The organism is Mesorhizobium sp. ZC-5 (assembly GCF_025753855.1).
Lineage (GTDB): Bacteria > Pseudomonadota > Alphaproteobacteria > Rhizobiales > Rhizobiaceae > Neomesorhizobium.
Window position 1 is genome coordinate 329,090 of sequence record NZ_JAOWPT010000005.1, and the last position, 17,581, is coordinate 346,670.

Consider the following 17,581-nt stretch of genomic DNA (forward strand, 5'->3'; position numbering starts at 1 on the left):
GCAGCATTCGCCTTATGCTTGCCAGAACGGCTTGGCGATCTCTGCTTCGACCTGCCGTCTCGTCAGACCGATATCGTCGATCAGATGCGGATTGGCGTTCGACATTTGCTCAAAATCCCAGCGAAGGCGTATCCGCTCGCTCCAGGTCGCGATAATGCTTCGCGGGATTGCCAGGTGCCGACGCGACACTTCCGCCGGCTTTATGGGCGTTCCCGGCCACGCTGCCTGGTGCGGGGCCGACGCAAGGGTAGGGGCGTCGTTCATGGCAACCTCCATACGGTTTGAGGGCCCGGAGACCCTTCGACCTGAAAGAGGATGAATTCTGCAGGATACGAACCGCGTCGTACTTAAGCCCTCCCAAATAGTTCCAAAAACTTCCAAACGGACTAATCTTGCGCCCTCAACACCGAATTTCAGCTGAACCATCATCAAGACCATCAAGAAATGACCGCTTCGCCTCCCTTTCTCGGCTTTCCCGATCGCCTCGCCGATGGCCGCATGCCCCGTGCGGTGATCTTCGGAGCCGGTCACGGCAGCACATATCCCGGCAAGGACAGCAGCGGCTATGCCTTGGCCGCCGACGCCATCCGCGCTGCGAGCCAGGACGATGCCGCACTCGTCGAGCACTGGGATTTCGATCTCGGCGGCCCGCTGTTCGACGGCAAGCCGATCTGCTGCATCGACGCCGGCGACATTCCGACCACCATGCATGACAATGCCGGCAACCGGGCCCGGATCGAGGCGAAGACGCGCGAGGTGCTGGCATTACAGGCTGTACCGATCCTGCTCGGCGGCGACGATTCCGTGCCCATTCCCTTCCTCGCCGGCTTTGCGGATCACGGGCCGGTCTGGATCCTGCAGGTCGACGCCCATATCGACTGGCGCGACGCGTTGCATGGCGAGCGCTACGGCTATTCGAGCCCGATGCGCCGGGCGAGCGAGATGCCGCATGTCGCCGGCATGGTGCAGGTCGGCCTGCGCAGCGTCGGCAGCGCACGCCTCACCGAAATCGAAGCGGCGCAGCACTATGGCAGCCACTTCGTGACCGCCCGCGAGGTTCACGCTGAGGGCGTCGAAGCCGCGCTGCGGCATATTCCGGAAGGTGCCCGCGTCGTCGTCACCCTCGACTGCGACGGCCTCGATCCCGGCATCATGCCGGGCGTGGCGGCGCGTACGCCCGGCGGCCTCACCTACGGCCAAGTGATCGACCTGATCGCGGGCCTCGGCAGGCGGGCCAGGATCGCAGGGGCAGACCTTGTCGAGCTTTATCCTCCCGCCGACATTGACGGCCTGTCAGCCCTGACCGCGGCGCGCCTTCTCGTCAATATGATCGGCACCATCGTCCGGCAGGTTTGAACCCGGCTTCTTCTCGCAGCATGATGGCGCCCAACGGCGCAGTCCGTCGGGCGCGTTGCGTGATCAGGCAGGAACGTAGGTCAACCTGATCACATCCTCGCCAATCCGATCATGAGTCATAAGACGGAGCGGCGGCCGGGGTCCGGCGAAATATGGATTGCCGTGACCAAGCACGACGGGGTGGAGATAGATTCGATACTCATCGATCAGGCCAAGTTCGGTGAGGCTTCCCGCCAGGTCCGGGCCGGCGACTTCGATCTCCCCGTCGCGCTCGGCCTTCAGTGCGCGGATCGCGCTCTCGAGATTGCCCGCGACGAGCGTCGCATTGGGGCCGACCTCCTTCAACGTCCGCGAAACGACCCATTTGGGCTGCTTGCGCCACGCTGCCGCAAAGGCCGCTCCCTCCGGCTCCCAGTCGGTATGGTCATCATCCCAATAGCGCATGAGCTCATAGATCTTGCGGCCATAGATGCTGCCCGCCTGCCGCTCGGCCTCCTCGATGAAGTGGCGGAAGAGCGTCGGGCTAGGGCCTGGCAACGCCATATGGTCGACGTAGCCATCCAGGGACTGGTTCATTCCGAACACGAGCTTTGCCATACTCTCATTCTCCTCCCAATTCCGCTCGACCGGCGCGGGGTCGCCACGGCTCGTGCTCGTGCGCGAGCCAGACCAGTTCGGGATCGAGCGCGCACACCAGCAACTGGCCTTCGCTGGTCGGCTCATCGAGTTCGCCATGCCAGACCGCCACGTCGCCGCCGACGACGACCGGCCGCCCGCCCGTCTCGACGACGACGACCTGCATGCCGGCCGTGTGGCCCGGCGCAGGCAAGAGCCGGAGCCCGGGAAGCAGCTCGAATTCGCCGTCGACCGGCACGTAGCGCACGCCGGGCGCATCGACCCACTCGCGAATGGGGTATTCGTCCTCGTTGCTGTGGGCGTCGTCGAACTCCCGGCGCTGAACGTAGATCGGCTTGCCGGCGAAGAGGTGGTTGCCGCCGCAATGGTCGGCGTGCAAGTGCGTGTTGACGACGATGTCGATGCCGGCGAGGTCGAAATCCTGCTTGCTCAGCGGATAGAGGCGGGGATCGAGGGCGGCGACCACCGCCGGGTGCAGCTCCGTCATGCCGGTGTCGACCAGTATGCGTGCATCGGGATGGTCGATGACGTGCACGTAGACCGGCATCACCTCGCCCTCGACGCTCAGGTCGGCAACGAGGATTGGCGTGATGGTGATTGAGGCGGGGGCGTTCATCTTTTCATCTCCGTCAACATTTTGCACGCTGCCGGGCATGTCCCCGATGAAGTGGCGAAAGAGCGTGGGGCTTGGGCGCAAACGCCATGTGGTCGACGTAACCGTCGAGCTTGGCCATTCCATCTCCCTTTCCTCACACGGCGCATTCGCAATTCTGATTGCATTATGCAACCAGTTGCAAGTTAAATCAACTGATCTTATCGCTTTCGCGCCCGTAGTCACGCTCTCCCAAATCTTTCGCAGAAACGTCCAACTAGGCTATAGATGCGCCGCATGCAGGGAGCGCGCTTTGCCTTTGGTCCGTTCGTGCTTGATCCGGGTGCCGGGGTGCTCCTCCGGAACGACGATCCCGTTGCAGTTGGCCACCGCGGGCTGAAGCTGCTTGCGGCGCTCGTCGAACGGCCGGGCGAAATCCTTGCCAAGGCCGAGTTGATGGACGCAGCATGGCCGGGCAGGGCGATCGAGGAGGGCAATCTCACCGTCCAGATCGCGCAGCTCAGAAAGCTGCTTGGTCCGGCCGGCGATGGCGAAGAGGGGGGCGGTGAATGGATCGCCACGGTTCCACGCGTCGGCTACCGCTTCTCAGGCGCCGTCGAACAGCTCGATGGCGCGAAGCGAAAAAGACCTTTGCCGCTGCCCGACAAACCATCGATAGCCGTACTGCCCTTCGTCAATGTCGGCAACGATCCCGAGCAGGACGCCTTCGCGGACGGGTTGACCGAGGACCTCATCACCGACCTGTCAAGAAACTCCGGCCTGTTCGTCATCGCGCGCAACTCGGCCTTCGCCTACAAGGGCAGGGCGATGAATGTGCGTGAAATCGCCGAGGAGCTTGGCGTGCGCTACCTGCTGGAGGGCAGCGCACGGCGCGCTGCAGGACGCGTGCGCATCAATGCACAACTGGTCGACGCGGTGAATGGCGACCACTTGTGGGCGGAACGCTTCGACCGCGGGCTGGACGATATATTTGCCGTCCAGGACGAGGTGACGACCAGGATCGTCGAGGCGTTGCTCGGCCGGCTCACCGCACCGCCGCCGCGCAATCGGCCCAAGAATCTCGAGGCCTACGATCTCTGCGTGCGGGCGCGCAGGCTGATGGATGACACGCCACAGGCGGCGCGGGAAGCGCATCTGATGCTGACGCGCGCGATCGCGCGCGATCCGGAATATGCCGAAGCCTACCGCTGGCTTGCCATGAACCACTGGATGGGATGGGTGCATTCCGGCGGACCGACCGAAGCCGACCGCAGCGTTGCCCTGGAGCTGGCGCGCAAAGCTGTCGCGATCGATCCCAACGATGCCGGCTGCCGGTGGGTCCTGGCTTACCTGCTGGCCTATGAGCGCAGCTTCGCTTTAGCCGATGTGGAATTCGAGCACGCGATCGAACTCGACCCGAACGAGGCCGACGCCTGGGCGGCATTGTCCGACATCGCGGTCCTGGCCGGGCGGATCGAGGAAGGCCTTGAGCATATCGCGAAGGCGTTCCGGTTGAACCCGTTTCCGGCAAGCTGGTACTATCTGGCGCTCGGCCAGGCGCAATATGCGCATCGAGAATACGAAGCCGCCATCGAGACGCTGCGCAGGGACGAGACCTATCGGACAAGCTCACGCCGTTTCCTGGCTGCAAGCCTGGCTCAACTCGGCCGGCTCGAAGAAGCGCGCGCCGAGGTCGAACTGTTCCTCGTCGGCAACCCGGATTTCACGATACGCCACTGGGCCACGACGGAGCCATTCCGCGATGCAACGACGCTTGAGCATTTCGTTGATGGTTTTCGCAAGGCCAGACTGCCGGAGTAAGGCGCCGACGGCAATTGAGGCGACACACACAAAAGTCGCATAAGATAGATTATGGAACTGAAGTGCGTGTGGAAATGCGGGAAATCCTGGGGCTTTCGTGTTCCGTCCCGCGTCGAAGATGATGCTGCCCTCACGCCGACAGCGGCACTGCCTTAGCTTTCGCTGCCTGTATCAATGACGCAGGCTCTGCCGAAAATACCGCGTCATGCGCGCCAGCGGCAGCCCAGACTATGTCGAAGCGCAGCAGCGTCTCGTCGGCGAATGCGGGAATGTCGATCAGATGGCCGATCGGCGCGACGCCGCCGATGGCGAAGCCGGTCTCGTCGCGGATGTGGCGCGGATCGGCACGCTTCAGCGTTTCGCCGGCCAGGTCCGCAGCCTTGGCCAGATCGAGTTGGTTGGTGCCGGAAACCAGGAACAGGAACAGCCTGCCGCTGGATTCTCCCTGGAAAATCAGCGATTTGATGATCTGCGCTACCGTGCAGCCGCACTGAACTGCTGCTTCCTCGGCGGTTCGTGTCGATCCACCCATGCGCCGAATTTCGATGCCGAGCCCGGCGCTGGCCGCTGCCTGTTGTACGCGATCAATGCTGCCAGCCATGAAGTTTCTCGTCCATCATACTGATTTAAAAGGAATTTCTATGGTCATGCCGTCGTAGCCCGGTTCAACATGGTCCGGCGTCTCTTTCATCACCGTCTCGTAATCCAGCGGCACGTGCATGTGGGTCAGTATGGCGCGTTTCGGCTTCAGCCTGTCGATCCATTCCAGCGCCTGGGCGAGCGAGATGTGGCTCGGATGCGTGCGATATTGCAGCGCGTCGATGATCAGCACATCGAGATCGGCGAGCCGCTCGACGGTTGCCGAAGGGAAGTCGCTGATGTCGGGGCAGTAGGCCAGGCCGCCGATGCGAAAGCCGAGCGAGATGATGTCGCCATGGATCTGCGGCAAGGGCTCGAAGGTGAGGGCACCCCCCTCTCCTTTTATCACCACCGATGCGGCGTGCTCGATGACATTGGCGCGCAGGATCGGTGGATAGGAACTGCCAGGCGGCGTCTCGAAACAGTAGCCGAAGGCTTCCTGGAGACGTTCCAGGGTCGGCTTGTCGGCAAAAATGTCCATCAGCCGACGCTGCTCGATGACATAGCCGCGCAGATCGTCGATGCCATGAATATGGTCGGCGTGCGGATGCGTGTAGATCGCCGCATCGAGACGCGTCACCTCGGCCCTGAGCATCTGTTCACGAAAATCCGGTCCGGTGTCGATGACGACCCGCGTTACGGCGCCGTCACCGGCGATGCGTTCGGCCATGGCGGCGGCGCGTGTGCGCCGGTTCTTCGGATTGGCGGGATCGCAATTGCCCCAGTCGCCGGTGATGCGCGGCGTGCCTGGCGATGAGCCACAGCCGAGCAGAGTGAAGCGAAGCCGGTCGGCCACCGGTCAACCGCTCCGGCCGTTGGGGCGCGGCATCTTCCTGAACAGCCGGAAAAAATTGTCGGTGGTGATGGCCGAGAGTTCGCCAGCCTCGACGCCGATCGTCTCGGCGAGCACCATGGCGGTATAGGCGACATAGGCCGGTTCGTTGCGCTTGCCGCGGAACGGCTGCGGCGCGAGATAAGGCGCGTCGGTCTCGACCAGAAGACGATCGCGCGGCACGTTCCTTGCGATCTTGCGCAATTCGTCCGATTTCTTGAAGGTCAGGATGCCGGAGAAGGATACGTAGCCGCCAAGCTTCACGCCGGTTTCCGCCAAGCCGCGGCCGGACGAAAAGCAATGCAGGATGAAGGGGAAGGCCCCCTTCCCCGTTTCGTCTTCCAGAATCGCCGCCATGTCGGCGTCGGCGTCGCGCGAATGGATGACGAGCGGCAGCCCGGTTTCGCGCGCGGCCGCGATGTGACGGCGAAAACCCGTCGCCTGCGCATCGCGCGGCGCACGGTCGTAGAAATAATCGAGACCCGCTTCGCCGATCGCCACCACCTTGGGATGCTGCGAAAGATGGACCAGTTCCTCGGTCGTGACGTCTGTTTCTTCGGCGGCGTTGTGCGGATGCGTACCGACCGAACAATAGACTTCTGCATGGCTCTCGGCGATTTCAAGGATCGACGGGAAGCGCTTCACCCGGGTCGAGATGGTGACCATACGGCGGACGCCCGCGGCGACGGCGCGGGCAACCACCGCGTCGCGCTCATCCGAAAAATCTGGAAAGTCCAGGTGGCAGTGACTGTCGACAAGCATTGTTTCGAAGCGAGCCTATGCCTGTTCCGCCGGCTCGACATAGCGCGGGAATACCGGCGCCGGCACCGGCAGCGGCGTGCCGGAGCGCAGCGCGTGCGCTGCGTCGAGATGTGCGAAGTCGCGGCTGTCCCTGGCGACCGCCAGCAGATCGAGCAGCTTCGCCGCCGAGCCCGGAATATAGGGCTGGCAGAGGATGGCGACGCGCCGGATCGTTTCCGCAGTGGCGTAGAGCACGGCCTCCATGCGTGCCGGATCGGTCTTTTTCAGTGCCCACGGTTCCTGGCCGGCGAAATAACGGTTGGCCTCGGCCACGACGCCGAAGATCGCCGCCAGCGCGTGATGGATGCCCTGCTCAGCCATTGCCTTGCGGGCCGCCGGAAGTGCTGCGCTCGCCTGATCGAGAATGGCGCGGTCGGCATCCGTTTCCGCCCCGCGCTGCGGCACCACGCCGTTGCAGTTCTTGGCGATCATCGACAGCGAGCGCTGCGCCAGATTGCCGAGATCGTTGGCGAGATCGGCATTGGTGCGGTTGACGATCGCATCGTGGCTGTAGCTGCCGTCCTGGCCGAACGGCACTTCCCGCAGGAAGAAATAGCGTACCTGGTCGAGCCCGTAAGCTTCGATCAAGGCGAAGGGATCGACGACGTTGCCGACCGACTTCGACATTTTTTCACCGCGGTTGAACAGGAAGCCGTGCGCGAAAACCCGCTTGGGCAGCTCGATGCCGGCCGACAGCAGGAACGCCGGCCAGTAGACGGCGTGGAAGCGCAAAATATCCTTGCCGATGATGTGCGTCGCCGGCCAGAAATCCCACTTGTCGCCGCTCGTATCCGGAAAACCGGCCGCGGTGATGTAGTTGGTCAGCGCATCGACCCAGACATACATGACGTGCTTGTCGTCACCCGGCACCGGTACGCCCCAGTTGAAGGTGGTACGCGAGATCGACAGATCCTTCAGGCCGGATTTGACGAAGCTGATCACCTCGTTGCGGCGTTCGCTTGGCTCTACGAATCCGGGATTGGCTTCGTAGAGCGCCAGAAGCTTGTCCTGGTAGGCCGAGAGCCGGAAGAAATAGGTTTCTTCCTCGTTCCATTCGACCGGCGAGCCGAGCGGCTCGCGGCGCACGCCGTCCTCGCCGACAGTGGTTTCCTTCTCGTCGAAATAGGCCTCTTGGCGCACCGAGTACCAGCCGCTGTAGCGGTCGAGATAGATATCGCCATTGGCCGCCATGCGCTTCCAGATCGCCTGGCAGGCCTTGTAGTGCCGTTCTTCGGTTGTACGGATGAACTCGTCATTGGAACTGCCGACGGCCTCCTCCATCGCGCGGAAGATCGCCGAATTGCGGTCGGCCAGCTCAAGTGGAGTAACGCCCTCCTGGTCTGCCGTCTGCTGCATCTTCAACCCGTGCTCGTCGGTACCGGACAGGAAGAAGACGTCCTTGCCCTCAAGCCGCTGGAATCGCGCCAGCGCGTCGGTCGCGATCACATTGTAAGCGTGGCCGATATGGGGCTTGCCGTTCGGGTAGAAGATCGGCGTGGTGATGAAGAATTTTTCGCGTGACATGAATGAAGCCGGTTGAAGATCGTCGCAAGCCGCCGGAGATAGCGCATCGGGCCGGCGATTGCCATCCCGAACAAATGGTGGCGGGCTGGCGAAGGCGGAGGGGTTATTCGCCGCCTGAGGGGCGATACGACGGACTGCGTGCCCTATCCAACACATGTCGGTCAAATAGCCAGAAAATATCCTGAACTTTTTTGTCGGAATCGCATCCGGCCGTTCGTCTATGGATTAAGGCGGGGCAACCCAGCAGCCCGAAGACCGTTACAGATGACGGGAACAGGCCGGAAAATCCGGCTTCAAACGAAAGGACGAGCAATGGCGAAGATTGCCAAGAACACGATCTGCCTGTGGTACGACAAGGACGCCGAGGAAGCCGCGCGCTTCTACGCCGAAGTTTTTCCGAACAGTTCAGTCGGCTCGGTGTTCCGCGCGCCAGGCGACTACCCCGACGGTAAGCAGGGCGACGTGCTGACGGTGGATTTCACGGTCTGCGGCATCCCCTGTGTTGGTCTCAACGGCGGACCCCACTTCAAACAGAGCGAAGCCTTCTCCTTCATGATCTCCACGGAAGACCAGGAGGAGACCGACCGCTACTGGAACGCCATCGTCAACAATGGCGGCAAGGAGAGCGAGTGCGGCTGGTGCAAGGACAAATGGGGCGTGTCCTGGCAGATTACGCCGCGGGTCCTTATGGAGGCGATGGCGGCCGGCGGCGCCGAGGCCAAGCGCGCCTTCGACGCAATGATGAAGATGCAGAAGATCGACGTCGCCAAGATCGAGGCGGCACGGCGCGGCTGACGCGAGCGCGTCCAGCGGCGGACTAGCTGGACGTTGCATCAGCGCCTTGCCTGGCAAGCGGCGCTACCGGCGTGTTTGCCGGTTGCGGCGGGCGCTGGCCGAGAACCCAGCGCCCGATCTTAACCCCTACCCGCGCATCGCCGCATTGAGCGCGTGGATGACGCCCAGCACATGCTGTTTCTTGTCGAGATTGTAGGTCTCGGCGTCGTCGATGGTCTTCAGGGCGTTCTGCCAGAATTCCGAAAGCCGGCTGGCTTTTGCCATGTCGCCTGCCCGGGCCGCCTGGCTCGCGGCGTCGGTGACGATGTCCAGCACATGCCGGTTGAAGAGGCTGAACTGAATTGTCTGGTCGCGCGCTGCGACCGCGTCGGCGAGCCGATGCGCCTTGGCGATGTCCAGGGATCCCGCGGTCGCCAGCCGGTCGATCGCCTCGGAGATTTCGAGCCCGCCATATTGGGTGAGCAGGATGGCATTGCGCGGGCTGCCGCCGGCGCGGGCGGCGATCGCCGCCCTCTCCGATTCGGCATCCGGCAATCCGCTGTCGAAGCCCTGCAGGACGCCAAGCAGATCCTCGGCGCTCAGCGGCTGCAGCAGGATCGTCTGGCAGCGGGAGCGGATCGTCGGCAGCAGACCTCCGATCGAATGGGTGATCAGAATGAACAGAGTGCGTGAAGGCGGCTCTTCAAGGTTTTTCAATAACGCGTTGGCAGCATTGATGTTCATGTCGTCGGCCGGGTCGACAATGACGACACGGTAACTGCCGTCGTGCGACGTCATTGACAGAAACTTGCTGACCTTGCGGATCTCGTCGACGGTCACCACCGACTTGAAAGACTTGGTCTTGTCGTTGACCGGGCGGGTCAGGTGCAGCACCGACGGATGGGCGCCGGTGGCGATCTGGCGCGACATCGACGAGGCAGGGTCCGGCTCCGCGAACTCGTCGGAGGCACTTGCGGCTGACGGGTGTTTCAGGAGGTGATGCGCGAGATGAAAGGCAAGTGTCGCCTTGCCGATGCCTTGCGGACCGGCGAACAGCAGCGCATGCGGCAGCTTGCCGGCCTTGTAGGCGCCCACCAGCATTCTTGCCGCTTGGGTATGACCTATGAGCCGCGGATTTTCCGCAGGCTCGGGAATTCCTTCGATCGTATCGAACTGTTCGGGTGCGAGGCGTTCGAACATTATTGGCCTGCCAGCGCCTTCGGCATCACGCCAGCCTTTTCGATGGCCGCGAACGCGGCTGCGGCGATCGCCTGCTCGACGCCAGCCGGGCTTGCCGCCGCGTCGACGACGACGCAGCGCTCTGGTTCGCTGCGGGCAATTGCCAGATAGGCCTCGCGCCGCCGCCGGTGGACGGCAAGCGTTTCCTTCTCATAGCGGTCGGGCGTGTCGAGACCGCGCCTGGCGGTCGCCCGGCGAAGTCCCTCGGCGGGATCGAGGTCGAGGATGAGCGTCAGGTCGGGCATCATGCCGTTGATCGCGACGCGCTCCAGCTCCGTCATGAAGGCAGCGTCGAGGTTGCCGGTGACGCCCTGATAGACGCGGGACGAATCGAGGAAGCGGTCGCACAGCACCACGGCGCCGCGCTCTACCGCCGGCCGGATGACCTGTTCGACATGATCGGAGCGCGCGGCGGCAAACAGGATGGCTTCCATTTTTGGGCCGAACGGCTCTGCCGCACCCGACAGAAGCACGTGGCGCACCGCCTCGGCACCCGGCGAACCGCCGGGTTCGCGCGTCACCACGACGTCGAAATCACGGCCGCGCAGCTTGTTCGCCAGGCGGGCGATCTGGGTCGATTTTCCGGCCCCTTCCCCGCCTTCGAACGTTATGAAAAATCCGCGCGCCAAACCGGCCTTCCCGTGGCTGTTTCCCGTCTTCGCAGACCTGGAAGACGCCAATGTCTTATGCCGCGGAGCGGCAAAGGTCCATGCCGGATATATAGGGGTATCAGGCTAGCGCAGCCAGCCGACCAGCAATTCTCCGACGGCGTCCCATGCGCGCTGGTGCAGCGACCCGACGCCGACGCTTTCGGCCGCAAACAGCGGCGTTTCCTGGCTGAGCGTGTCGCCGATCCAGACCCGCAGGGTTCCGACCCTGGTCCCCTCCTCCACCGGCGCCGCCAAAGGGCCTTCATAGACGATGCGGGCGATAAGGCGGTCCTTGTTGGTGATCGGAATGAATATCGCCACCGGCCCCTTGGCTTTCAGCGGCACGCCCCCTCTGGCGCCGCCAAACACCTGCGCCTCGCCGACCACCTCGTTCTCGGCGAAGAGCTCCGACTTCTGGAAGGCACGGGCGCCCCATTCCAGCAACTTGCGCGCTTCCTCGGCACGCTCGCGTTCGCTGCTCATGCCGCTCATTGCGACAAAGACGCGATTGCCGCCGCGGGTGACGGAACCGACGATCGCATAGCCTGATTCTTCGGTAAAACCGGTCTTCATGCCGTCGGCGCCGATGTCCATGGTCAGCAGCGGGTTGCGGTTCCTCTGGGTGATCTTGTTCCAGGTGAAATCGCGCAGCCCGTAGAATTTGTAGAATTCCGGATATTCGCGCCAGATATGTTGTGCGAGCTGCACCAGTTCGCGCGCCGTCACCACCTGTCCTTCGGCCGGCAATCCGGTGGAATTCTTGAACACCGACTGCGTCAGCCCGATCTCGCGGGCGCGTTCGGTCATCAGCGCCGCGAAATTTTCCTCCGAGCCGGCCATGCCTTCCGCGATGATAATGCAGCCGTCGTTGGCCGACTGGACGACCACGCCCTTGATCAGGTCTTCGAGGCGGATCGTCGACTTCAGCGCGGCGAACATGGTCGACCCGCCCGAACTGGCGCCGCCGGTTCGCCAGGCATTTTCGCTGACCTGGAATTTGTCTTCCAGCGTCAGCCGGCCGGCCTTGATCGCATTGAAGACGACTTCCATCGTCATCAGCTTGGCGAGCGACGCCGGCGGAATGGGTTTGTCGGGATCCTTCGAAAACAGGATCGTGCCGGTGTCGGCATCGATCATGAACGCCTGCCCGGCCTTGGTCTCGAACAACTGGGCCTGGGCGGGCGCAACCGCCAGCAGCATCGCCGCGAAAGCGAACAATCGACACAAACGGAAAAGGCTCAGGGTGGAGATCACTGCCCGCTCGATTCACGCACCGGAGAGGCCAGGCTGGCAGCATGAAACCGGGGGGAGCAACAAGCCGCGCAGCGGAATGGATGCCGGACCACGAGCGACGATCAATCGCGGATCGTCATCGCGTCGGGGGCGCCACTTCTCCACGCGGTCTCGAGCAAGCCGTCGATATCTTGGCGTCCGTCCGGATAGACGCTGACCGTGTACCAGACGGCGCCGTTTTCTTCCGATTTCTCCAATACGGTGCGTCCGTAACCCGACAGCGCGTCGATGATCGCGCGGGCTTCAGGCTCGGAGGCAAAGGAGCCCGCGGAGACATAGGCGGCGCCAGCAGGTTGCAAAGCCGCGGCAGGGTTCTGCCGCTTCCAAGAAGCGGCAATGTCGGTTGCGGTCATGCCTTCGAGCGCGGCGAAGGCGCGCGCGGCGTTGGATACCCGCTCATCCGCATAGGACATGGTGGCGAAAGCCACCTGGGTTTCCGGAGCGCCGACGAATGGCCGTTCCGGCGCAATCGGGCCGAATGCGGGCAACTGCAGATCGCCGCCCGCGCCCATCGTGCTTACCGCCGCCACTGCGGTCGGCGCGTCGGTCAGGGTGCCCGGGAACGCCACCGCCGTCTGTCCGACGGCTACGCTCGGCGTCGGGCCGTTCATGGCGATCATGACGCCGGTGGGCAGGCCATCGGAGGGATCCGGCGCCTGGTTGCCGGACCGATAGGACGCCATGAGATACTGGTCGTCATGGCCGTCGAGCGGTGCGCGACCGACATATTCGACCTTGACCTTCGCGGTGCCGTGATGGGTGTAGTCGAGCAGCTCCGCGGCACGTTTGGAGAGATCGATGATGCGGCCGTTGGCATAAGGACCACGATCGTTGACGCGAACAATGATCGAACTGCCGTTCTTGGTGTTGGTGACGCGCGCATAACTCGGCAGCGGCATGGTCGGGTGCGCCGCGGTCAGATGCGTCATGTCGTAGATTTCGCCGTTGGCGGTCAGCCTGCCGTGAAACGCATCGCCATACCAGGACGCCGAGCCGAGCTTGCGATAATTCTTGTCTTCTTTCGGATAGTACCACTTGCCGGCGACCTTGTAAGGTTTGCCGACCTGGTCGCGGCCACCGCCGCGCTGAAGCCGCGAACGTTTGTTGGTGACGCGTGGGCTTGCCTTCACGCCATAGGCCGCTTCCGAAAAATATTCCTTGGAGCGCTTCTTTTCCTGCACGGCCACCTTTGGCGACGAAGAAGTGCAGGCAGCAAGGAACGCGGCCGAGATGGCCATGATGGCGACTGTCGATGCGCGACGGAGACGCGGCTGCGTCAAGAATATCATGCGTGGATTGTCCCCGGACTTCGCATTCGGGCATCGTCAACGAATATGCGCGCACTCACAACGCGATGCACACACACACCTTCCTGCACCCAAAACCCAACCAGCCTTGTGCGCAGGAATTGTTTACGAGCCTGTTAATCGATTATGTCCGGAAACCGGCAAGATTGTGGCGCGATGGGGAAGCGCCTGTGTGCAAGCGGCCAAGGACCGGCGCAGTTATCCTTCGATGCGCGCTGTGCCGGACAAGCCGTCGTCGCGCATCCACGAAATCGAGGCCCTTCCAGTCTGCCGTACCGAGAAGCACAACGTCTTGCCGTTGTACCAACTCGGCCATTTCTGGCAGAGCTTTTCCCCTTCCACCCACCATTTCCCAGTCTCCTTGGGCGCGAACATGCCGGCCAACTTGAAGCCGGAAGCATCGCCGTTGACCTCGCCGTTGGCGCGATAGCGCAACGGGAACTCCAGCCCGTAAGGGGTTGAAAGATAAACTCGTTTGCCGGATATAAGCGCCTTGATCTCTTCGCCCGACAGCTGTTGCGCCATCACAGGCGCGAGGCCGGCAATCAGAAGAGCAGCGACAGCGATCGATCTCAATAGAACTCCAGGCATTCGTCGTCCCTCATCGCGATGCGGATAAGGGGGTAACGAAGGTGCCACCGTGTTGGTTTCAAATTGAGGATGAGCTTGAAAAATATGACCTGTTCGCGCATAGAGCGCCAACCGCGAGCCGGAGGGATGGCCGAGCGGTTTAAGGCACCGGTCTTGAAAACCGGCGTGGGCGCGAGTCCACCGTGGGTTCGAATCCCACTCCCTCCGCCATATATCATTGAAATGCTTGGATTATTTTCAGATTTCTGATTGACCCGTACAAAATTGCGCACAGGGATGAAAGCCCGGCCACTTTTACGGTTCCTTGATGCCCAAGGGATGTTCGAACACTGCCGAGCGCGCCATCGAGTCACGCTCGTGTCGCACCCGTGATGGTTGTATGCTGCCGACAGGGGGCTCCCGATGCAACGCTTCTCGCTCATGACTGCTCTGGTCATATCCTTCGCTGCCGGGTTTAGTCTGTTTTCTCTCGCTACGATGGCCTGGGTCTAACAGGGTAGCGGCGAGGCGACTCGATCGCATGCTGAGTCAGTCCTTACCTGGTCGCCAGACAACGTCAGAGTGCACCACGACGCCGAACAACATCGTCGAATGCAACCAGCGCAAGAAGCCAAAATTCTTCGGAACCATGTGGGAAAGATCACATTCCTCTTAGACCAGCGAGGGTAGATATCGCTCGTTGATGGAGATGTGTCATGAACCATTTCGAGAGACTTCCCGGTGACGAGACGGCAGCCAGACTGGCGTTTGCAGCTCTTTTTGTCGCAGCGGGTCTTTTCATAAGCGTTGTCTGGCTGACCACCTGACGCGCAAACAGCCGCCCGTCACCGAGCAGCGGGCGTCCTGCTGTTGAGATCACGCGCAGCAATCAGGCCCCAGGATTCTTGCAAACGGCCAGGCGATGCACTCGACTTCGGCTCTCGCGCCGAGAGCCAGATCTGACGAGCCGAACGCGCTGCGGGCGGGGTAGCGGCATTGCTTGAAGAAGGTCACGTACCACCGCGTTGAATGCGGGCCAGTCGGCCATGCTCTCGAGCATGACCGTGCACCCATGCAATCTTGATATCTTTCGGGGCGGCGCCGTCTCGAACCTTTATGCCGCGGTGGCTAGCTTCCTCCCCTGCCCGATTTTCGCGAATGTGGCGATGATGGGCAGGCCATAAGAGGGAAGTCATGGCCACCAGCCATTTCGAACAGATGCTGAAACAGCAGGAGCGCGCGCAGGCCGCTGCTGCCAGGCGTGCGCGTGCACGGGCGCAGGCCAAGGCCGCCCCTAAACCCGGCAGAGCGGCTGCGCTCGATTTCCTGTCCGGGGTATTTCTTGTCGTTGGCGTCGCGGTGGCCGCCGCAGGTATCCTCGCCGCGCTGGCGTTCTGATCCGGCCCCTCCCTTCGTGAGCCGCCTGTAAAGCTCCCTCGCCCGCCGGGTCTTTATAGGATTTTTATAAAGTCGCCGCGCCGCGCGTCTCGAAACTTAATGCGGTTCCAACGAGATTCCCCTCCGTATCGACGAAGCTCGGCCAGCGCCCGTGTGCTGGCCAGCCTTCGCAATGTGAACATCGTGCGCGCCGTATCCGAGCGCGCGCCCTGAAGGTCAAACCATGCTGGACATCATCCTCATCGCGGTCGGCGTCGTCTCGTTCGCACTCTTCTTTGCCTACACGTCCGCCTGCGATCATCTCTAGGAACCGGAAAATGCTGATCGACTACATTCTGGCAGGGGGCGTCACCGTCCTGCTCCTTGCCTATCTCGTCTACGCGCTGATCCGTCCCGAACGTTTCTGACGCGCCCCCTTCGATTTCGAAAGCTGACAAGCCATGACCCTCAACGGCTGGATCCAGATCCTCATTTTCTGCGGGATCATCGTACTTCTCGTGAAACCGCTCGGCGGTTACATGACGCGCGTCTACAATGGCGAGCGCACTTTTTTATCCCTGCTGCTCGCTCCCTTCGAACGCCTGCTTTATCGCGCGGCGGGCACCGGCGAGCGTGAGGAGCAGCACTGGACGACCTATGTCGGCGCCATGCTGGCCTTCAACGTGCTGGGTTTCCTGATCCTTTATCTGCTGCAGCGTCTCCAGGCTGGGTTGCCCTTCAATCCCGCCGGCATGGCGGCGGTTCCGCAAGAACTTTCGTTCAACACAGCGGTCAGCTTCGTCACCAACACCAACTGGCAGAACTACGGCGGCGAAAGCACGATGTCCTATCTCGTGCAGATGGCCGGCCTGACGGTGCAGAATTTCGTCTCCGCCGCCACCGGCATGGCGCTGGCCGTTGCGCTGATCCGCGGATTTGCCCGCGCGTCGGCAAAGACGGTCGGCAATTTCTGGGTCGACCTGACCCGCTCCACGCTCTACGTGCTTCTGCCGATCTGCATCGTGCTGGCGCTGGTCTATGTCTTCCTCGGCGTGCCGCAGACACTTGGCGCCTATGTCGATGCGACCACGCTCGAAGGCGGCAAGCAGACCATCGCCGTCGGCCCAGCCGCCTCACAACTCGCGATCAAAATGCTCGGCACCAATGGCGGCGGCTTCTTCAACGCCAACTCGGCGCATCCGTTCGAAAATCCGGATGCCTTGGCCAATTTGATCCAGATGGTCTCGATCTTCGCCATAGGCGCGGCATTCACCAATGTCTTTGGCCGCATGATCGGCGACCAGAAGCAAGGCTGGGCGATCTTCGCCGCGATGGGCGTACTGTTCCTCGCCGGCGTGTTCTTCACCTACTGGGCCGAGGCTTCCGGCAATCCGCTGATGCATGCGCTCGGACTCGAGGGCGGCAACATGGAAGGCAAGGAAGTACGCTTCGGTATCGCGCTTTCGGCGCTGTTCGCCGTCGTCACCACCGCCGCATCATGCGGCGCGGTCAACGCCATGCATGATTCGTTCACCGCGCTCGGCGGCATGATCCCGTTGATCAACATGGAACTCGGCGAAGTGATTATCGGCGGCGTCGGCGCCGGCCTCTATGGCATCCTTCTCTTTGTCATCATCGCCATCTTCGTTTCCGGCCTGATGGTTGGCCGCACGCCGGAATACCTCGGCAAGAAGATCGAGGCCAAGGAGGTCAAGATGGCGATGCTCGCCATCCTCTGCCTGCCGCTTGCCATGCTCGGCTTCACGGCAATCGCCGTGGTGATGCCGTCGTCGGTCGCCTCCATCGCCAACCAGGGACCGCACGGGTTCTCGGAGATCCTCTACGCCTACACCTCGGCGACGGCCAACAACGGCTCCGCCTTCGGCGGTCTGACGGGCAACACACCCTGGTACAATTTGACCCTCGGCATCGCGATGCTGATGGGCCGCTTCCTGGTGATAGTCCCGGCGCTGGCCATCGCAGGCTCCCTGGCGGCCAAGAAGACGGTTCCGGCTTCGGCAGGCACCTTCCCCACCAATGGCGGCCTGTTCGTTGGCTTGCTGGTCGGCGTCATCCTGATCGTCGGCGGCCTCACTTTCCTGCCGGCGCTGGCGCTCGGCCCGATCGCCGAACATCTCGCCATCCTGTCCGGCCAGACGTTCTGAGGTGT

Annotated in this window: 18 protein-coding genes and 1 tRNA gene; 7 read left to right on the forward strand and 12 right to left on the reverse strand. The window is 62.5% G+C overall.

Translation table 11 applies throughout. The features are described 5' to 3' along the window. Positions 1-12 precede the first annotated feature (12 nt). On the reverse strand, positions 13-264 hold the full coding sequence (locus OHD58_RS16670) for a DUF1127 domain-containing protein (protein WP_263804541.1): 252 nt from the start codon (positions 262-264) through the stop codon (positions 13-15). A 180-nt stretch (positions 265-444) separates the two neighbouring features. On the opposite strand from OHD58_RS16670, the gene OHD58_RS16675 reads away from it, so the two are divergent. Next, positions 445-1,356: an agmatinase gene (locus tag OHD58_RS16675; RefSeq protein WP_263804542.1), complete on the forward strand. Its 912-nt coding sequence runs from the start codon at positions 445-447 to the stop codon at positions 1,354-1,356. Between the two features lie 63 nt (positions 1,357-1,419). Here OHD58_RS16675 and OHD58_RS16680 read toward each other — a convergent pair whose 3' ends face one another. Together OHD58_RS16680 and OHD58_RS16685 are read right to left on the reverse strand one after the other, a co-directional pair. Next, complete coding sequence (locus OHD58_RS16680) at positions 1,420-1,953, reverse strand: dihydrofolate reductase family protein (RefSeq protein ID WP_263804543.1); 534 nt, start codon at positions 1,951-1,953, stop codon at positions 1,420-1,422. A gap of 4 nt (positions 1,954-1,957) precedes the next feature. After that, the gene (locus OHD58_RS16685) at positions 1,958-2,608 is read right to left on the reverse strand and encodes an MBL fold metallo-hydrolase (protein WP_263804544.1); all 651 of its coding nucleotides are present in this window, start codon (positions 2,606-2,608) and stop codon (positions 1,958-1,960) included. 273 nt (positions 2,609-2,881) lie between these two features. Here OHD58_RS16685 and OHD58_RS16690 point away from each other — a divergent pair, with 273 nt between their 5' ends. Continuing rightward, entirely contained in the window at positions 2,882-4,405 is a 1,524-nt protein-coding gene (locus OHD58_RS16690; protein ID WP_263804545.1) for a winged helix-turn-helix domain-containing tetratricopeptide repeat protein, read from the forward strand. Positions 4,406-4,535: 130 nt separating this feature from the next. On the opposite strand, the gene OHD58_RS16695 is transcribed toward OHD58_RS16690, so the two are convergent. From OHD58_RS16695 to metG, 4 genes are read right to left on the reverse strand one after another with little or no spacing between them, the layout of a single operon-like run. After that, positions 4,536-5,006, reverse strand: a complete 471-nt coding sequence (locus OHD58_RS16695; protein WP_263804546.1) for a YbaK/EbsC family protein — start codon at positions 5,004-5,006, stop codon at positions 4,536-4,538. A gap of 15 nt (positions 5,007-5,021) precedes the next feature. Then, positions 5,022-5,840: an MBL fold metallo-hydrolase gene (locus tag OHD58_RS16700; protein ID WP_263804547.1), complete on the reverse strand. Its 819-nt coding sequence runs from the start codon at positions 5,838-5,840 to the stop codon at positions 5,022-5,024. A 3-nt stretch (positions 5,841-5,843) separates the two neighbouring features. After that, the gene (locus OHD58_RS16705) at positions 5,844-6,638 is read right to left on the reverse strand and encodes a TatD family hydrolase (RefSeq protein ID WP_263804548.1); all 795 of its coding nucleotides are present in this window, start codon (positions 6,636-6,638) and stop codon (positions 5,844-5,846) included. A gap of 15 nt (positions 6,639-6,653) precedes the next feature. Further along, a complete protein-coding gene (gene metG / locus OHD58_RS16710; protein ID WP_263804549.1) occupies positions 6,654-8,201 on the reverse strand; it encodes a methionine--tRNA ligase in 1,548 nt (515 codons plus the stop codon). 321 nt (positions 8,202-8,522) lie between these two features. Between metG and OHD58_RS16715 the strand changes: the two genes are divergently transcribed. After that, on the forward strand, positions 8,523-8,996 hold the full coding sequence (locus OHD58_RS16715; RefSeq protein WP_263804698.1) for a VOC family protein: 474 nt from the start codon (positions 8,523-8,525) through the stop codon (positions 8,994-8,996). Between the two features lie 126 nt (positions 8,997-9,122). Here OHD58_RS16715 and OHD58_RS16720 read toward each other — a convergent pair whose 3' ends face one another. The 5 genes from OHD58_RS16720 to OHD58_RS16740 form a co-directional block, all read right to left on the reverse strand. Continuing rightward, complete coding sequence (locus tag OHD58_RS16720; RefSeq protein ID WP_263804699.1) at positions 9,123-10,178, reverse strand: DNA polymerase III subunit delta'; 1,056 nt, start codon at positions 10,176-10,178, stop codon at positions 9,123-9,125. Beyond that, positions 10,175-10,843 (reverse strand): dTMP kinase, encoded by a 669-nt coding sequence (tmk, locus tag OHD58_RS16725; protein ID WP_263804550.1) that lies wholly within the window; start codon positions 10,841-10,843, stop codon positions 10,175-10,177. The genes OHD58_RS16720 and tmk overlap by 4 nt, the downstream gene beginning before the upstream one ends. 105 nt (positions 10,844-10,948) lie before the next feature. After that, positions 10,949-12,064, reverse strand: coding sequence for a D-alanyl-D-alanine carboxypeptidase family protein (locus tag OHD58_RS16730; protein ID WP_263804700.1), 1,116 nt, complete (start codon positions 12,062-12,064; stop codon positions 10,949-10,951). A 155-nt stretch (positions 12,065-12,219) separates the two neighbouring features. Continuing rightward, a complete protein-coding gene (locus tag OHD58_RS16735; protein ID WP_263804551.1) occupies positions 12,220-13,446 on the reverse strand; it encodes a septal ring lytic transglycosylase RlpA family protein in 1,227 nt (408 codons plus the stop codon). 216 nt (positions 13,447-13,662) lie between these two features. Beyond that, the gene (locus tag OHD58_RS16740; RefSeq protein ID WP_263804552.1) at positions 13,663-14,166 is read right to left on the reverse strand and encodes a hypothetical protein; all 504 of its coding nucleotides are present in this window, start codon (positions 14,164-14,166) and stop codon (positions 13,663-13,665) included. A gap of 9 nt (positions 14,167-14,175) precedes the next feature. Here OHD58_RS16740 and OHD58_RS16745 point away from each other — a divergent pair. The 4 genes from OHD58_RS16745 (at position 14,176) to kdpA (ending at position 17,576) form a co-directional block, all read left to right on the forward strand. Next, positions 14,176-14,265 (forward strand) — tRNA-Ser (locus tag OHD58_RS16745). 963 nt (positions 14,266-15,228) lie between these two features. Beyond that, positions 15,229-15,432, forward strand: coding sequence for a hypothetical protein (locus OHD58_RS16750; RefSeq protein WP_263804553.1), 204 nt, complete (start codon positions 15,229-15,231; stop codon positions 15,430-15,432). Between the two features lie 317 nt (positions 15,433-15,749). Continuing rightward, positions 15,750-15,839 (forward strand): K(+)-transporting ATPase subunit F, encoded by a 90-nt coding sequence (gene kdpF / locus OHD58_RS16755; protein WP_263804554.1) that lies wholly within the window; start codon positions 15,750-15,752, stop codon positions 15,837-15,839. A gap of 33 nt (positions 15,840-15,872) precedes the next feature. Further along, positions 15,873-17,576, forward strand: coding sequence for a potassium-transporting ATPase subunit KdpA (kdpA, locus tag OHD58_RS16760; protein WP_263804555.1), 1,704 nt, complete (start codon positions 15,873-15,875; stop codon positions 17,574-17,576). The last annotated feature ends 5 nt before the right edge of the window (positions 17,577-17,581 follow it).